Origin of the sequence: Mycetohabitans rhizoxinica HKI 454 (assembly GCF_000198775.1) — a bacterium.
Classification (GTDB): Bacteria; Pseudomonadota; Gammaproteobacteria; order Burkholderiales; family Burkholderiaceae; genus Mycetohabitans; species Mycetohabitans rhizoxinica.
The window spans coordinates 1,743,209-1,760,152 of sequence record NC_014722.1 but is presented as its reverse complement, the minus strand read 5'-3'; the positions used below and the strand labels follow the sequence as shown (position 1 = coordinate 1,760,152).

Here is a 16,944-nt window from a genome sequence, read left to right as displayed (position 1 = left end):
AAAATTCAAGCAGTACGCCGAAAAAATTTTCCTGAACATTTGAAAACAATAGCGCATCTTTCCGGAATCGCTATTGCCGTGGCGCCGCCCGTCCAATTAGCGACACGCCTTGGACATAAAGAACGTAGGCCAGCGCGGTGGCCACCGCGCTCTCGGCGACCAGTACCGCGGCCGCCGCGCCTTGTTCAGCGAACCACTTCGCAAGCAACGGTAGCAAGGCGACGTTGAGGAAACCGGAGGAAATCAGCACGCGGCTGAACGCGGTCTTCATACCCAGAGGCAGCATCGTTTGCACGCCGAACAGGTCCGTCATCCCCGCCATAAATGGAATGAATGCCATCCAGCGCAGCACGCCGATCGTCGGCTCGTAGGTCGCGCCGTACAGAATGCGCACGGCGAGCGGCGCGCCGAAGAAGATGCAGAGTGAGATCGTCAACACCATCGCACCTTGGACCATGAACAACTTGCGCAGGAAGGTCATCGCATCCTCACGCGCATGGTGCATTAGGTAGCTAATGTGCGGGTATGCAGCGGCTTTCATCGGCTGCAACATGCTGATCGCGGCGCGAATCAGCTTGTCGCCCGCGGCGAAATAGCCGGCGGCGACGTTGCCTGAGACGAAACCAAGCAACACGGTATTGGTCGATGCATAGAATGCGACCGACGTCGACGCAAGAAAGACTTGCCAACCGCCGGCCAGCGCATCGACGATGTCCGTGATGCTCACCCGAACGAATTCAACCTCGCGTCGGATGCACATATAGACGAAGATCGCGATGCCGGAGCCAAGCGGCACGGCGGCATTGACGACCATTGCGAGCGTGACGTCGGAGCGCTCGCGCACAAGTAGGAACATCGCGGGGACGCTGAGCGCGCGGCTGGCGAACAGCAGCAGGCTCATCGTGCGCAGGTTCTCCACGCCTTGAAAGTACCAACTCGGCGTGAGCGCGGCGCCGACAGTCATGCCGAAGCCGATGATCAGCAGCGTGCGGTCAAGAGCGAAGCGCTCGACAATGAAGGTCAACGCGAGCAGGATGACGAATCCGGCCATGGTAATCGCGACCTGCGCGAGAAAGGTCGCCCAAAACACGCGCGAGCGCTCGGCGCGGTTTTCGCGTGCGAGCGCGATGCGTGGCGTGGCGGTGAGGTCGAAGCTGTAATTGGTGAAATTGATGAAGTAGGTGATGACAGCCAACGCGAACGCCAGCCGGCCGTATCCCTCGGGGCCAAGTACGCGGGTGAGCAGCGGCAGCGTAAGTAGCGGTACGACGTAGGTCGACAACTGCAGCGTCATCAACAACAGGAAGTTCTTCTTTACGGACGACATGTCCGGCTCCGGACTGGAAAAAATGAACCGGCGCAGGCTGTGCACGGCAGCTTCGCGTGGATGTCGCGCTGATCGATCATGTCTATTTACCTACGGTATCGGTTCCGGCATGCAAATCGAGCAGGGCGCTCAACCGTGCCGCATAGTGCTCGCGCGTGTACTGGGACCAATCGTAACGGCGCCGCGTGTCGCGCAAATGCATGCCTAGTGCATCAAGCGCGGCGACCAGGCTGTCAGGCGTGTGTTGGTACTTGATCTTGTTGCCGATCTCATCGCCAAAACTAGCTAAGCTACCCAGATCGTGCACGAGCACCGGTAGACCGATCATCGCTGCCTCGACGATCACCAATGGTGCGTTTTCAGCCCAGATCGACGGTAGCAGGACCGCATCGTGCGCGCGCAGCGCCTCAAACAACTGCGCGTGGTCGAGCCGACCCGCGAAGCGCAATCGGCCGCAGTTGACCAGCGTCGTGTACTTCGCGTGCAGGGTATCGCGTTGCGAGCCGTCGCCGTAGAGGGTCACGCTGCCGAGCCGATGCCATTGCGTGTGGCTGGCGAGTTCGAGAAACGGATCCAGTCCTTTTTCGGGCTCGATGCGTCCGACGAATGCCAGGTCAAAGCGGTCCTTGTCGACGATGCGGGGCGGTGCCTGGGCGATGCGGGTATTGACTGGATTGGGCAGGATCGCTGAACGCATCATGCCGCGCCGTGCCAGCGCATCGCGCATGTACGGGCTCGGGCACAGGAATTGGTCGAAGACGGCGCACGGGTTTAGCACCGTATTGACCGCGTGCCAATGCAGTTTTTTCACCGCATCGTGCAGCATGCCTCGTGCACTGGCGCGGGCGAGCAGCCGCCGGCTGTCGCCCAGCGCCTCCAGTGGTAGAGGCTTGGACACGCCCGGCTTCGGATAGGTCAGCAGGTTCGGATTGTAGAACACCATGTGATAGTCATGGCAGGTCAGGAAGGTGCGGTAGCCGAGCTTGCGTTTGTATCGTTGTATGACCGGCAAAATCGATGGCGACAGTAGGCTGTGATAGTTGTGCACCAACACGCGTTGGGGCTGAACACGTTCGATCGTGGCGGCCAGCGCGCGCGCCGCGGCCGGATTCCACGCGCGCCGTGCCATGCCATGCGCGGCGGCCACCGATCGTTCGTCGAAGCCTTCGGCGTCCACGCCGGGCAACGCCCGCAGTACGTCCACCGAGGTCCGGTACACTTCCTCCGCCCCGCCTTTGCGCACGAAATCGTTGATGACCAGCACCATCATCTCGCGCTTGGCGAGGGTGGGCCCTGTGGCGCGCACGGTCAACGGCCGGCTCGCCATGCGCCCACGCCGCCGCGCGGCGCGGCCATGGCGCTCGGCGCTTCCCCAGCGCGGGAGGCGACCGTGGCCGGAGCGGCTTGCGCGGCATCGGCGACTCCCACGGCATCGGCGGCTTCCATCGCATGAGCGGTTGCGACGGGCGTGGTACCGGACGCGCCGGATGTGCCAGGTACACCAGATGCGCCAGGTGTACCCGCCGCCGGCCGAGAGGCCCGGCCGTACTGGTCATCCAGCCGCACAATATCGTCCTCGCCCAGATAATGTCCCGACTGCACCTCGATGATCTCCAGCGGCGTCTTGCCCGGATTCTCAAGCCGGTGCACCGTGCCCAGCGGGATAAATGTCGACTCGTTCTCGCTGAGCAGGAACATTCTGTCGCCGCAAGTCACGCGCGCGGTGCCGCGCACCACGGTCCAGTGCTCCGCGCGGTGGTAGTGCATCTGCAGCGACAGTTGCTTGCCCGGCTCGACAACGATGCGCTTGACCTGGAAACGCTCGCCGTGGTCAATGGAATCGTAATAGCCCCAGGGGCGATGCACCTTGCGATGATCTTCGGCTTCGACGTATTGCTCGGACTTGAGCCGCGCCACCACGGCCTTGACTTGCTGCACATCGTGCTTGTTGGCGACCAGCACTGCATCGGCGGTCTCGATCACCACGACGTCCTTCAAGCCAACGCAAGCGATCAGGCGTCCTTCGGAATGCGCGAAGCTGTCCTCCGTGCCCTCGAAGATGACGCGGCCACGCGAGACGTTGCCGGCTGCGTCCTTGGGCATGATTTCCCAGATGGCGTCCCATGAGCCAACGTCGGACCAGCCGGCCGCCAGGGGCACAACGACGCCTTGGATGCCCGGACCCGCTGGATCGGCGAGCCGTTCCATCACGGCGTAGTCGATCGAATCGGACGGGCATGCGTCGAAGGCCGTCGCGTCCGCCTTGAAAAAGCCACCGGTTTCCTCCGCGCCGCTTCGCCAAGCTGCCTCGCAGGCGGCATGCATGAGCGGGTTCAACGCGGCGATTGCCGCAAGCCAGGTCGACGCGCGTACCACGAAGATGCCGCTGTTCCACCAATATTCGCCAGACTGCAGGTATTGGCGGGCCAGCTCTTGGTGCGGTTTCTCGACGAAGCGCTCGATTGCGTGGCCGCCCAGTGTGCCATTGGCATGCTGCACCGGCGCGCCGATTCGGATGTATCCATAGCCGGTCTCCGCGTGCCGGGGCAGCACGCCGAGCGTGGCGATGGCGCCGGCTTGCGCGTAGCGGGCGGCCAGCGCGATGGCGTCCTGAAACGCCTTTGGATCAGTGACCGCATGGTCGGCGGGCATCACCACTAGCACCGGGTCGCCGTGACGCGCCTGCGCGTCTAGCGCGGCAAGCGTGAGCGCCGGTGCGGTGTTGCGTGCTACCGGCTCCAGCAGGATGCGGGCGGACTTGCCACTGGCGCGCGCCTGCGCGGCGCTCATGAAGCGGTGGTGCTCGCCGCACACGAGCAGCAGTTCGTTGTCTAGCGTCGCGCTGCTGATGCCGTCCAAGCGACGGGCAGTTGCTGTCAGCAACGATTCATCGGCGATCAGGCCAATCAATTGCTTGGGGTGGTGCTCGCGAGAAAGCGGCCACAGCCGCGTGCCTGAACCGCCGGCCAGGATCACCGGCAGCAGGTGCGGCGGCGCGTCGGCCGGGACGGAAGACGTGAATGTAGGCTCGGTGCCGGTCATCGATTTACTCCGGAATCTGCGGGAAGGCGAGATGAGAAGGCGTAAGCGTCTGATTCGGTGCGTGCGTCGGCACGCACTGCGCGGGCCGGCTGGGTGACGCTGCCCAGCGCGCCGGCCACCGGCTCGACGAGGCCGCGCACGCCGCGCAGCAGGCCGCGGCTGGGTAGCGTCGTGTCGCGCATCGAGTGGATCATGCCGATGTACGGCATTCCGTGTTCGAGGAACGGTCCGTCGACCTTGCGGAAACCAAACCGGCTATAAAACGCTTCGCGGTAGATCGGCGAGTGGATCCGCACCGGCGCGCCTGGCCAACGCTCGCGCGCATGGCTCAGTGCCCGCCTGAGCAGTTGCTCGGCGGTGTCGTCGTCGCGCCGCGCGGCGCTCGTCAAGAATTTGTCAATGATTGTTTCCGGGTCGATGTCATCGCCCGGCAGCAGGCGCGCGTAGCCTTCCACCGATCGCTGCTGCGCACGCGTATCGATCGCGAAAACGTGCAACGCTTGCTTGTCCTTGCCGTCGATGTCCAGGTGCACGTGGGCGTTCTCGACAACCAATACGGCATTGCGCGCGCGCAGGATCAGATATAGCTCGTCCGAACTCAGTTGCCCGAATTCGCAGCATTTCCAGTCCATGATGTGTTCCTCGTTCGGCCACGCGCAGAAAACGCCAGGCGTGGCCGGATAGCACCGTGCGCCGCCGGCACCGCAATGTTGCAATGCCAAAAGCGGCCGCACCCTATGGAACGAAGGTACTGGCGAGTGCGGGCAAGCTCTGTTCGCAAGCGCACTATTCGACATGGATCCTGGCGAAGAGGTGAGGTTGCGCCGCCGGCGTTGTGCAGTGCACGCTCAACGTGCACTGGTCCACTGTTCGGCAGCGAACCGATGGCCGTGCGGGTTTTCGCGTACAACGTGCGCTTGCTGTGCCGCACGGCGGCGTTCCCGGACAGCGTCTGCCGCGCCGTTTCCATCCGCCCGGAGCCCACAAAGCGCAGCATCGATCATGCGACACGAATCCCCGCCAAAGGAGCCGAACATGGGTAGTGCCAATCTGGAATCGAAACAGTCCGGTCCCGGAGCTGTGCCGAACGAGCGCGATCGCGCGGCGACCACTCGCGAGCTGAACGATGCAGCAGGCGCCGCTAGTTTTCTGGAGCAGTTATTCGAGCGCGGCTTGCTGATTCCGAGCGACGTCGATGGGCTGTATGGCCGTGGCGCCGTGTTCGAGGACGTCGTCGAGCGCATCAGCGACTTGATCGGTGCATGGGGAGTGGAGCGCGGTGCTGACGTGATGCGGTTTCCGCCGGCGATGAGCCGCACGTTGCTCGAGCAAAGCGGTTACTTGAAGAACTTTCCGCAGTTGGCTGGCACGGTCTTCAGCTTCTGCGGCAATGATTTCAGCCATCCCCGCTTGCTCGCCTGCCTGGATAAAGGCGAGGACTGGACCGCCGAGCAAAAGCCCACACGCATCATGATGACGCCAGTAGCCTGCTATCCCGTCTACTCGGTGATAGCCAAGCGCGGTCCGGTGCCGGCGCAAGGCCATCTGATCGATATTTTTTCGTATGTTTTCCGTCAGGAGCCGTCACTGGAGCCGGAGCGGATGCAGCTGTTTCGGCAGCGCGAGTTCGTCAGGATGGGCACGCCCGAGCAAGTGCTCGCCTTCCGGCAAAACTGGATGGACCATGCGCGCTGGATGTTTCATGCGCTGGAGTTGCCAATGTCACTGGAGCTGGCCAACGATCCGTTTTTCGGCCGGGGCGGGCGCGTCGTGGCAAACAGCCAACGTGCGCTGCAGCTTAAGTTCGAGGCGGCGGTGACCGTGCTGAATCCGCATAAGCCGACCGCGTGTGGCAGCTTCAACTACCATATGGACAACTTCGGCAAGACATGGGACATCCGTAGCGAAACCGGTGAAATCGTGCACACTGGGTGCTGCGGCTTTGGGCTTGAACGGATTGCGCTGTCGCTATTCAAGTTGCATGGTTTCGATATCGCCGCCTGGCCGCAGCGGGTGCGGCAGACCCTATGGAAGTCGCCATGCGGCCAGTAGCCGCGCGAAGAAGCGTGCGAGCGGCGGAATACGGCCCGAGCGGGGCTGCACAGTGGCGGGTGAGACGCGCAAAGCGGTTCGCCCGTCGTGTTACGCGCGCCGTCCTGGAGCGCTCAATGGCTCGGTTGTTGTACCTGCGCCGGCTGTGCCACCCGGGAGGCTTCGCGACGCGCGAGTAGCGTTGTCTTGGTGGCGCGCGCGTCGTCGAATTCGTTCAGTCTTTCGAAACGATCTCCGCTCTTGGCCGCGCGTCCGAATGCCATGGCAACAAATAGCGCGACGGCTTGGATCGCGAGCACGATGATTACAATATGCAGCATGTTATTCATGATTTTATCCCTTCAAGCGCACCGCCTCGTCCGGCGCGTCCCCCAAGCCCGACAGCGCGAAGTCCGGCAAGATGCGCACCGCTGCACTGTTGGCCATCATCGTTGCCTATCGGCAGCACTGCGCGAAAATTAAGGAGTCCCCTTACGTCTAGTATGCGCCAATCTAGAAGAACGTCCCAGGGGTGACAGACAAACAAAATGGCCGGATTTTCCCCTATTTCGTCGGGAGAAAGCCCGTGATTAAACCCGATACCCGTCTTCGGCGCGGGGGGCAGCGCGAAGGCGGCACACGCACGGCGACGAGCATGGTTCGATTGGGTGTGTCAGCGTACCGACCCCACCCGTGCGGATGCCGCCTACTAACCGGCGCATCCGTGCCGTGGACGCGTTGTCATGGAGGGGGGACGGCCGGATGGCCCGTGCGCATGGCACGCAGGCGCCGGGTGGAAGAACAAAGAGGGTTAGAGAATGAACGCGACGATGCGGCCTGTCTCGTTTGATGGGCATTTCGGCTGGCTTCATGGTGCGCAGGCTGGCGATCCGGGCGACGTGGGTTGGGGCGTGGTGCTGTGCAGCCCGCTCGGGCATGAAGCATTATGGTTGCACCAGACGATGCGGCAACTGGCCGAGCGGTTGGCGTCGCGGCGCATTCCGGTGTTGCGCTTTGACTATGCAGGCACCGGCGATTCGCTGGATCGTGACACGCTGGTCGAGCCGACCCGATGGACGGGCGAAGTGGTGAGCGCCGTCGAACATTTGCGTCGTGTGACGGGGGTGCAACGCATTGCGCTGGTCGGGGCGCGCTACGGCGCGATGGTGGCCGCACAGGCCGCGCCCCAGGTCGGCGCGCAGCGCGTCGTATTAATGGCGCCCGTCGTCTCGGGCCGGCAGTTCGTTCGCGAACTCAAGGTGTTGCAGCAGACATGGCGGGAGAAGACGGGCTCGCACGTGCGCACCGACGCACCACCGGCTGGCGCATTCGATGTGCTCGGGCATCGGTTCGAGCTGGCCGCGATGGAGCAGGTGGCGAAGCACGACTTGCGCCGCGTCCAGGCACCGCCCGCGGCGTCAGTGCTGATCATGCATGTCGACCCGCACGATCCGAGCCATGCGCTCGCCGATGTGTACCGGTCGCAGGGCGCACGTGTGGACGCTGGCTGGTTCGCCGAATACCCGGGCGCGATGCAGCCATCTTGGCTCGCCGAAGTCCCGCAGGCTACGCTCGATGCCGTCACACAGTGGCTGGTGAACGAAGAGGTGACGTCTCAGGCCGCTTCGGCGGGCGCATCGCGTCCCGCATCGCCGATGCCGATGTGTGACGATGCGCCGCTTCAGACTGACTGGATGGTGGAGCAGCCGGTCAAGTTGGATCAGGGCCGATTGTTCGGCATCCTCTGCGAACCGGCGGGCAGATTGGGCCGTGCGCCGCTTGTTGTGATCCCCAACACGGCCGCCACGCACCATGTCGGGGACGGACGCTTTAACGTCGAGTTGGCGCGCCAATTCGCGCGTGCGGGGTTTGCTTCGCTGCGGCTTGATGCGAGCGGGCTGGGCGACAGCGCGGCGGCGGCTACGCAGATCGATCCGGGCTCGTTGAGTTTCGACGCGCTGGCCGCCGACACGTCCGATGCGGTCGATTGGGCGCGCTCGCGCGGCCATCCGGGCATTGCGGTGTTCGGTATTTGCTCCGGTGCATACCTGGGCTTGCGCGCCGCGCTCGACAATGCGGCGATCCGGGGCTTGATGCTGGTGAACCTGCTCGGCTTTTCGTTTCCCGATGGATTTACGATGCATGACGCCGGCCGGGTGGGTGCCGGATCGACCCGCGCGCATTTCCGCTCGATGTGGCGCGCGCAGAAGTGGGCCCAGGTGTTGCGCGGCGAGGTCAGCCTGCGGCCGGTCATCGGCACGCTGTGCCGCTATGCGGTGGCGCGCACGCGGGGCCTCGCGGCCGCCTGGACGCAAGACATGCGAGATGCGCCGGGCAGCAGCCAGCGAGCGCGTCGCCAGATGAAAGAGTTGGCCGCGCGCGGGGTTCGCGTGCAATTGCTGTTCAGTCCGCTGGACCGTGGCCTGGACGAACTCGAGGTTCATTTCGGTCATGGTGGCCAACGGCTTGCACGGATCGGCGGTGTGCATGCCCGCGTGATACCCAACATGGATCATGAGGTGCTGAATCCGGCAGCACGCGAGCGCGTCGCGGCATTGTGCGAGGCGTTCCTCACGGAGCTTTTCGCCGACGTGCTCGATGAGCGGCAGGCTCGTCCATCGCTGCGCGCCGGGCTCGCTCCTGCGTCTTACGAGCACGCGCATGTGCTGGCAGCTACGCCGACGCTGCCGTCTGAGGAGGCGATGCTATAGCGGGAACGGAAGGGGACCAAACACGAGTTCGGCGTATTGATGGCGCGACCAGCACAGCGTCGCGACGCTAAGCAATCCCTCACAACGCCTGCCACGCATATACATCCATGTAGGCCAGTGCTCGGCGTATTGCTTAGCGTAAGCTTTTATACCAAACTAATGATTATAGGAAGCGGCCAACACCAGCCTCCCTATATTGCCCTGAGCCACCTAGCGTCGACTCGGAAGCGCACAGTTCCATCAGTGATTCGTCATCCAGCGGCAAATCCAATGCTTGATAATTCATGCTTTGGGACTGATCCATGAGAATCTCCTTTTTCATAGCTTAAAAACGCCACCAACATTATGAGTGGCCCCGAGGCCGATGTCATTTATGAACGACATGGCTGAATTCAGCTTAGTAAGAGAATAGTACATTGCAAAAGCCATGTGCTTAAATCCTAAGCGTATTGGCGGTTTGACATAGCTCTAAATGCTGCGCTTGAGAGCAGGGAAGCAAATTTGGCTGATGTCGTTAATGACGCGTTTGATCATCGAGACAATTGAGGGACGGTGTTTGCGTCAGTTACGCACGATGTAGCCGCAAAGCGCTTTGGGATAGCGCTGTAATATCTACAAAATGAACGACAAAAATTAAATCGTTACATTAAGTCCAACGCGTGGCGATCTCGAGCGACGTGGGCGAGATGCAATCAGGCCGTTCGCACGTTCTCGTTCATTGCGCCTATATCAGACAGGAAGTCGAGTGCCATCATCGTTGGCATTCGCTGTATGGTCGCCGCGTCACGTTTCGCGACATCGAGCAGCGCGGTGGTGTCCACGTGCTCCATATCGAGCGGGATTGCGGCGTAGTCAAGATGGCGATGTATCAGTCAGGCATCCTTCGGAATGCGCGAAGCTGTCCTCCGTGCCTTTGAAGATCACAAACTGGGGATGCGTATCGGGCGCGGTGCGCAGCAGCTTACGCGACTGGACGGCGCGCACGCCAGCGTGGTGGCGACAGCCGGCTGGTCTGGCATGATCGCATACGACGGCACGTCGTTGCGCGCTGGATCGTTGACTGGCGACGCCAATTCAGCCTGCAGCCGCTGGTAGCCTTCCATAACCAAGTTGGAAAACGCGGCGCGGAAGCGATCCGCAGAAAAGCGTTGCGCGTTGGCGCGGCACGCGAGCGGCTCGAACGTGCCGTGGGGCAGCGCCTCGAACCGCTCGATGGCATCGATCAACGCGGGCGTGGTTTGCGCATCGAAGAACAGGCCGGTGGGTTGTGCGTCGGTATGGGCGCGCACCGATTCGAGCGCGCCGCCCTTACCGTAGGCGATGACGGGCGTGCCACATGCCTGTGCTTCGACTGGTGAAATGCCAAAGTCTTCCTCGGCGGCAAACACGAAGGCCTTGGCACGCTGCAGGTGTGAATGCAACACGTCGAAGGGTTGATAGCCGAGCAGCGTCACGTTCGGGCCTGCCAACGCGCGGATCTTGGCCATCTCCGGGCCATCGCCGATGACGACCAGCTTGCGCTGTGGCATCCGGGAAAAGGCGTCCACGATCAGGTCAATGCGCTTATAGGGCACCATTCTGGACGCGGTCAGATAGAAGTCCTCTTTGGCAGTATTCAACTGCAGGTGCTCAACGTCCACTGGCGGATAAATGACCGTCGATTCGCGACGATAGACCTTGCGGATGCGCCGCGCGACAAAACGCGAGTTTGCTGCGATTAGGTCCACGCCGTTGGCTGAACGCGCGTCCCAGTTGCGGATGTAGTGCAGCAGCGCGCGCGCGAGCACGGATTTCACGCCGCGCGTGAGCCCCGCCTCGCTCAGGTACTGGTGCTGCAAATCCCATGCGTAGCGCACTGGCGAATGCACATAGCTCACGTGTAGCTGGTCGGGCCCGTTCAGCACGCCCTTGGCCACGGCGTACGAGCTGGACAGGATCACGTCGTAGCCGGACAGATCAAATTGCTCGATCGCCAGTGGAAATAGCGGTAGGTAGCCGCGGTACTTGCGCCGGGCCATGGGCAGCTTCTGAATAAACGAAGTGTGGACCGGCTTGCCGCGCAGGCACGAGCGGTCTTCCAGGAAGTCGACCAGGCTGAAGATGTCCGCTTGCGGGAAACAGTCGATCATCTGGGCGAGCACCCGTTCGGCGCCGCCATGGACGACCAGCCAGTCGTGAACAATCGCTACCTTCAAACGTGGGTCCTCTCGGATTAGGTTTCGGCCTTGCGGCTGACGCGGTGTTGACGCCGTGTGCGCCCTGCGCATCATGGCCACTCGGGCCATTATCGGCAGCACTCAGCGTTATCTATGTACGGGGGCGCACAATGATGCGCACCGGGCACACAGTGCGTGAAGTGCGCTCGCCGCCCGCATACCGCGCGGAGCAGGCTGAGCGCATGGCCGCTCAGTGCCGCGTGGGCAGTGCGAGGTAGCGTTCGAGCCGGTGCTGGAGCCCCTCAAGCAGGTGGCACAGTACCCAGTACACACTTGCTGCGCCGACATAAAGCGGCAGCGGCTGGTAGGTGGCCGCGATCACTTCCTGCGCGCTGTGCAGCAGTTCGGTCACGGTGATCACCGACACCAGCGAGGTGTCCTTGACCAGGCTGATTAGGCTATTGGACAGGCTCGGCACTGCGATACGCAGCGCTTGGGGCCCGACTACGTAGCGCAGCGTCTGCTGGCGCGACAGGCCTAGGCTGTACGCGGCGAGCCATTGGCCGCGTGCGATGCCCAGGATTGCGCCGCGCATACTCTCGGACAGGTACGCGGAGACGTTCGCGGACAACGCCAGCACGCCGGCCGGCGTCGGATCCAACTCGATGCCCACGCTCGGCAGGCCGTAGTAGACGACGAAGATCTGCACCAGCAGCGGCGTGCCGCGCATGATGCTGACGTATGCGCGTGCGGCGCTCACCGGCCAACGCCGCTCGCTGATGCTCATCAGCGCGATGGACATGCCGCCGGCTAGCCCGAATGCCATCGATAGCAGCGCAAACTTGATCGTTAGCAACGCACCCGCGGCGAGCGCGGGGGCGGACTGCAGCAACAACGTCAACGGTGACATCGAGGTGGCAGCTTACTTCAGTGGTCGGGTCACGTCGAGGCCGAACCACTTGTCGGAGATCTTCGGCAGCGTCCCGTCGGCCTTGAGTTGAGCAATGGCGTCGTCGATGGCTTTGGCGAACTTCGGGTTGCCTTTCTTGAATGGGATACCCACCTTTTCCTGCTGGCCCAGCGTGCTGCTCGGACGCAATGGTAGCGCGTTGGTCTTGATCAAGTATGCGAGCATCAGCCGGTCGTTGAGCGCCGCGTCGATGCGGCCCGCCGCCAGATCGCGCAGATACTCGGGCGCACCCGGGTAGGTCTTCACCTCAATGCCAGGCACCGACTTGGCCATGTCGTTGTAGTTCGAGCCTAAGCTCACGCCAAGCTTCTTGCCTTTCAGGTTGTCGAGTGATTTGAACTGGCGCGAATCGTCCTTGCGCTGGATCAGTTGCGCGACCGAGTACGTATAGGGCTGAGAAAAGTCGAACGTCTGCTGTCGCACGGGCGTGATACCGACCTGGTTCACGATCACGTCGAACTTGCCGGCCTGCAGTCCGGCGATGATGCCGCTCCATTCAGTGGTGATGAACTCGGGCTTCACGCCGAGCCGCAGCGCGATCGCCTTGGCCACGTCCACGTCGTAGCCGACAAGTTCGCCATGGGCATCGCGGAAGTTGAATGGCGGATAAGTCCCTTCGAGACCGATGCGCAGCGTGCCGTGCTCCTTGACCTGGTCGAGCAGGTCGGCGGCTGGTGCGGCCACGGCGGCCGCGCCGAGTGCGCCGCCGACCAGCGCCGCGGCGAGCCATTTCCTGAGCAACGAAAGTTTCATCGTTTTCCCTCTTGGCGGGTAGTGACAGATGGCGGTCATCATAGTGAAACCGTCATTAAAACTTAACTATCAATTTCAGATGCCTATATTACGCATGAATCGCGATGGCCAGCGGTGGCACGCACGCATTCGGCCACCAGCGTCGGGCCGCGGTAGATCAGGCCGGTATAAAGCTGCACCAACGAGGCACCGGCTGCAAGCTTTGCGTTCGCGTCCTCGCCACTAAAAATTCCGCCCACGCCGATGATCGGCACCGCGTCGCCCAATTGCGCGTGCAATTGCTGGATTACCCGGTTGGACGGGTCGAACACCGGCCGCCCGGACAGGCCGCCAGCCTCGTCACTATCGCGCAGGCCCTGCACCGCGGTGCGCGACAGCGTGGTATTGGTCGCAATCACGCCATCGATACGGTGCCGCAGCAGCGTGTGCGCAATCGACTTGATCTGCTCGTCGTCAAGATCTGGCGCGATTTTCAGCGCCAGTGGCACCTGCTTGCCGTGCAGGTCCGCCAGCCGCTGTTGTTTGTCCTTGAGCGCGCCCAGTAGCGCATCCAGTTCGCCGGCGGCTTGCAACTGGCGCAGGTTCTTTGTATTCGGCGACGAGATATTGATCGCCACATAGCTGGCGAACGGATAGACGCGCTCCAGGCAGTACAGGTAGTCGTCAAGCGCGCGCTCGATTGGCGTATCGGCATTCTTGCCAATGTTTAGCCCCAACACGCCACGATAGCGTGCGGCTCGCACATTGGCGACGAACGCGTCCACGCCATGGTTGTTGAAGCCCATCCGGTTGATCAACGCATCGGCCTGGGGCAGCCGGAACAGGCGCGGGCGTGGATTGCCCGGTTGTGGGCGCGGCGTCACCGTGCCGACCTCGATAAAGCCAAAGCCGAGCGCCGCCAAACCGTCGATGCAAGCGCCATCCTTGTCCAGGCCAGCGGCAAGCCCCACCGGGTTACGAAATGTCAAGCCCATCACGGTGCGCGGCGCATCGGGTGCGTGCGGGGCGAGGCAACGCGCGAGGCCGGTGCGGGCGGCCGCGCCCAGCAGGCGCAGTGTTAAGTGATGGGCGTCCTCCGCATCCATGCGGAACAGGCGCGCCCGTGCGAGCGGATAAAGGGAACTGAGCACGGAAGTGGGCTGGGCCGACGGCCCTGAGTCGAAAACCCGTTATTTTACCGGGCGCGCAAGCCGTTCGATGGCGGCATCGAGCGGCGGCGTGTCGGCCCCTGCAGACTCTAGATCGCGCCATTGACCTTCGACCAGTCCCTCGAGCGGCCTGAAATTCGCCTTGTACGCCATCTTGCTGCTTTCGCGAATCCAGTAGCCCAAGTACACGTACGGCAACTTCAGACTGCGTGCCTGCTCAATCTGCCACAGGATGTTGTAGGTACCGAAGCTCGAGCGCTCGACATCAGGTTCGTAGAACGCATAGACCGAGGACAAGCCATCGCCGAGGATGTCAATCATGCTGACCATGCGCAGTTTGCCCTTGCGAGGGCTCGCAGCTTCGCGCACTGCACGTGAGCGCGTCGTGCCGCGTGGCTCGTACGGCTCGCGGAACTCGACCAGCCGCGAGTTGATGCGGCTTTGCAGTAGGAACTGCTCGTACTGATCGCGGCTGTCACAATCCATTCCACCACCGGCATGCCGTGCGGCTTGGTAGCGTATATACAATGCGTAGTGTTCCTCATCATATTGCAGCGGCGAGACCGTCGCGATCAACTCATGATGACGGCGCCACACCTTGCGCTGGGTCCGGCTTGCATCGAAGCGCTCGACGGGCACACGCACCGGCACGCAGGCGCGACAGCCGTCGCAATAGGGCCGGTAAGTGAAGACCCCAGAGCGCCGGAAGCCTGCCTTGACCAATTCGGTGTAAACATCTGAGTTGATCAGGTGGCTTGGTGTGGCGACCTGTGAACGCGCAATGCGTCCCTCCAGGTAGCTGCAGGGGTAGGGCGCTGTCGCATAGAATTGCAGCGCTGACAGCGGCGATATCGGCAGTTCGTTAAGGTAGGTCACGTCAGCCCTTCACACAGCAATCGTTTGCCCAATATGTGGCGACATCAGATCGCTTCGGTGCCGATGGCATGTTTGCGGCAGCCAAATCAAGCCAGCACACGAGGCTGTAACAACGGTATCACGAAATGATGGCAGGTTGTGGCGCAGGTCCCCCGAGCGGCATAGTCGAAGGTTTCCACCGTACGCAAGTTCTTGCCAAGCAGCAGGGTGTCCCTTATAGGGCCGCCATTTCAATAAGCTTATCGGACAGTGTGGGCCCGCGCACCGCGTTGCGTTGGGCGCGCAGCTTGCAAATGGCTTTCGACTCCAGCGGCAGGACCCGTCGCGCGGTCCGGGCGCATTAGTTGCGACTGTTGTTCCAGTATCGATGCAGCACGTGCTTGTCGAATTGCCACGGGATTGGCGAGTGCCGTATCGCGGCGCGCATATGGGCGATAAACGTGCGACGCGATACTTCACGCGCGCCCAGCGAGGCAAGGTGAGCGGTGTTTTGTTGGCAATCGACCATGTCAACCCGGTGCTCACGCAAATGCGCAATGAGCGCGGCGAGGGCAACCTTCGACGCGTCCGTACGGTGTGCGAACATCGACTCGCCGTAGAACATGCGACCCAAGCTCACGCCGTACAGACCGCCGACGCGTTGGCCCTCGACCCAGGTTTCGACGCTATGGGCCAAGCCGGCGCGGTGCAACGCCTCATAGGCGGCGATCACTTCGGGCGTGATCCACGTGCCATGCTGCCCATGCCGGTTCGCGTTTGCACACGCGTGCATCACATCGGCAAAGCCAGCGTCCACGCGGATCTCCCAAGAAGGTTCGCGCAGGACTTTTTTCAGGCTCTTGCGCAGCGAAATCGACACCTTGAATTCGCTGGGCACCAGGATCATGCGCGGATCGGGACTCCACCACAGCACGGGCTGGCCCTTCGAGTACCATGGGAAGATGCCGTGCTGGTACGCATCGAGTAGTTGTCGCGGATCCAGTTCGGCACTCGCGGCGAGTAGGCCGGGTGCGCCGCTGGCTTCGTCCAGCGCGCGCTCAAGTGGCGGGAACGGATCGTCGGGGCTGAGCCAGGGGACCATAGTGAGATTGGCGTGTCGGCACGGGCGTTGCGCCGCGACGCTGCGCGACGTGTGACCCGCGCGCGGGACTAGCTGTCGCGCAGTGGGCGGAAGATGTCGCCGGTGTGTAGGCCGAAGCCGCCCGCGACGCGATCGGCGAAGTAAAAGCGCAGCGTTTGCCCAACGGTCGGGAACGCGATTTTATCCCAAGGGATATCCGCTTCATCGAATAGCCGTACCTCCAGGCTTTCCTCGCCGGCCTGCACGTCGATGTCGAGCAACCGCGCGAGGTAGAACAGGTGAACCTGGTGCACATGCGGCACATTGAGCAGCGTGAACAGTGTTTGAACCTCGACGCGCGCGCCCGCTTCTTCCAGCGTCTCGCGTGCGGCCCCCTCCGCTGTCGTCTCGCCGATTTCCATGAAGCCAGCCGGCAATGTCCAGTAGCCATAGCGCGGTTCGATCGCGCGGCGGCACAGTAGCACCTTGTTGTCCCAGACCGGGACCGTTCCGACCACGTTACGTGGGTTCTGATAGTGAATTGTATTGCAGTTGTCGCACACGAAGCGCTCGCGGTTGTCGCCGGGAGGCACGCGCAGACTCACCACGTGGCCGCAGACAGAACAAAATTTCATCGATCGAGGGTCGGTGGGACAATGGTGCGCAGTTTAACATCGGGCGCGTGGCCGACATTTGGCGTTTTTGCATCGCCGACGCGCTAGCGCGCCCGTGATCGGCTCGCCTGCGGCACAAATAAAGGCGCGACGAATGTCGCACGGCTGGCGTTGGCACCATGAATGGGCGCGAGCATCCCATCATCGGATTGTGATCCGAGCCGTATCGATTAGACTGCGGCTTGGGTGATGAAAA

The 16,944-nt window shown here is 62.5% G+C and carries 16 protein-coding genes; 2 read left to right on the top strand and 14 right to left on the bottom strand.

Annotated features, from left to right (window positions below; all coding sequences use genetic code 11):
• Positions 1–70: 70 nt before the first annotated feature.
• From RBRH_RS07765 to RBRH_RS07750, 4 genes are all read right to left on the bottom strand, one after another.
• Positions 71–1,327 (bottom strand): oligosaccharide flippase family protein, encoded by a 1,257-nt coding sequence (locus RBRH_RS07765; protein ID WP_041753638.1) that lies wholly within the window; start codon positions 1,325–1,327, stop codon positions 71–73.
• A gap of 82 nt (positions 1,328–1,409) precedes the next feature.
• On the bottom strand, positions 1,410–2,597 hold the full coding sequence (locus RBRH_RS07760; protein ID WP_041754322.1) for a glycosyltransferase family 4 protein: 1,188 nt from the start codon (positions 2,595–2,597) through the stop codon (positions 1,410–1,412).
• Between the two features lie 38 nt (positions 2,598–2,635).
• On the bottom strand, positions 2,636–4,369 hold the full coding sequence (locus tag RBRH_RS07755) for a mannose-1-phosphate guanylyltransferase/mannose-6-phosphate isomerase (RefSeq protein WP_013435597.1): 1,734 nt from the start codon (positions 4,367–4,369) through the stop codon (positions 2,636–2,638).
• Positions 4,366–5,001, bottom strand: a complete 636-nt coding sequence (locus RBRH_RS07750) for a GNAT family N-acetyltransferase (protein WP_041754319.1) — start codon at positions 4,999–5,001, stop codon at positions 4,366–4,368. Before RBRH_RS07750 ends, RBRH_RS07755 begins: the two co-directional genes overlap by 4 nt.
• A 403-nt stretch (positions 5,002–5,404) precedes the next feature.
• Between RBRH_RS07750 and RBRH_RS07740 the strand changes: the two genes are divergently transcribed.
• Positions 5,405–6,421 (top strand): amino acid--[acyl-carrier-protein] ligase, encoded by a 1,017-nt coding sequence (locus RBRH_RS07740; RefSeq protein WP_083813454.1) that lies wholly within the window; start codon positions 5,405–5,407, stop codon positions 6,419–6,421.
• Between the two features lie 113 nt (positions 6,422–6,534).
• Here RBRH_RS07740 and RBRH_RS07735 read toward each other — a convergent pair whose 3' ends face one another.
• Positions 6,535–6,750, bottom strand: a complete 216-nt coding sequence (locus RBRH_RS07735) for a hypothetical protein (protein WP_013435594.1) — start codon at positions 6,748–6,750, stop codon at positions 6,535–6,537.
• Between the two features lie 468 nt (positions 6,751–7,218).
• On the opposite strand from RBRH_RS07735, the gene RBRH_RS07730 reads away from it, so the two are divergent.
• Entirely contained in the window at positions 7,219–9,111 is a 1,893-nt protein-coding gene (locus tag RBRH_RS07730; RefSeq protein ID WP_013435592.1) for a serine aminopeptidase domain-containing protein, read from the top strand.
• A gap of 163 nt (positions 9,112–9,274) precedes the next feature.
• Here the strand turns inward: RBRH_RS07730 and RBRH_RS18890 are convergent, their stop codons facing one another.
• The 9 genes from RBRH_RS18890 to RBRH_RS07695 all read right to left on the bottom strand — a co-directional run bounded on the left by RBRH_RS18890 (position 9,275) and on the right by RBRH_RS07695 (position 16,709).
• Positions 9,275–9,415, bottom strand: coding sequence for a burhizin family lasso peptide (locus RBRH_RS18890; RefSeq protein WP_157864392.1), 141 nt, complete (start codon positions 9,413–9,415; stop codon positions 9,275–9,277).
• Positions 9,416–9,803: 388 nt separating this feature from the next.
• Positions 9,804–9,932 (bottom strand): hypothetical protein, encoded by a 129-nt coding sequence (locus RBRH_RS20920; RefSeq protein WP_255743482.1) that lies wholly within the window; start codon positions 9,930–9,932, stop codon positions 9,804–9,806.
• Between the two features lie 99 nt (positions 9,933–10,031).
• On the bottom strand, positions 10,032–11,306 hold the full coding sequence (locus RBRH_RS07725; RefSeq protein ID WP_083813453.1) for a glycosyltransferase family 4 protein: 1,275 nt from the start codon (positions 11,304–11,306) through the stop codon (positions 10,032–10,034).
• Between the two features lie 211 nt (positions 11,307–11,517).
• Positions 11,518–12,177, bottom strand: coding sequence for an amino acid ABC transporter permease (locus RBRH_RS07720; protein WP_013435588.1), 660 nt, complete (start codon positions 12,175–12,177; stop codon positions 11,518–11,520).
• Between the two features lie 12 nt (positions 12,178–12,189).
• On the bottom strand, positions 12,190–12,990 hold the full coding sequence (locus RBRH_RS07715; RefSeq protein ID WP_041753634.1) for a cystine ABC transporter substrate-binding protein: 801 nt from the start codon (positions 12,988–12,990) through the stop codon (positions 12,190–12,192).
• A gap of 83 nt (positions 12,991–13,073) precedes the next feature.
• Positions 13,074–14,120: a quinone-dependent dihydroorotate dehydrogenase gene (locus RBRH_RS07710; RefSeq protein ID WP_013435586.1), complete on the bottom strand. Its 1,047-nt coding sequence runs from the start codon at positions 14,118–14,120 to the stop codon at positions 13,074–13,076.
• Positions 14,121–14,159: 39 nt separating this feature from the next.
• Positions 14,160–15,014, bottom strand: coding sequence for an arginyltransferase (locus RBRH_RS07705; protein WP_013435585.1), 855 nt, complete (start codon positions 15,012–15,014; stop codon positions 14,160–14,162).
• 340 nt (positions 15,015–15,354) lie between these two features.
• Positions 15,355–16,095 carry a leucyl/phenylalanyl-tRNA--protein transferase gene (aat, locus tag RBRH_RS07700; protein ID WP_013435584.1) on the bottom strand — a complete coding sequence of 247 codons (741 nt, stop codon included), beginning with the start codon at positions 16,093–16,095 and terminating at the stop codon, positions 15,355–15,357.
• 68 nt (positions 16,096–16,163) lie between these two features.
• Entirely contained in the window at positions 16,164–16,709 is a 546-nt protein-coding gene (locus tag RBRH_RS07695) for an NUDIX hydrolase (RefSeq protein WP_013435583.1), read from the bottom strand.
• Positions 16,710–16,944: the final 235 nt, after the last annotated feature.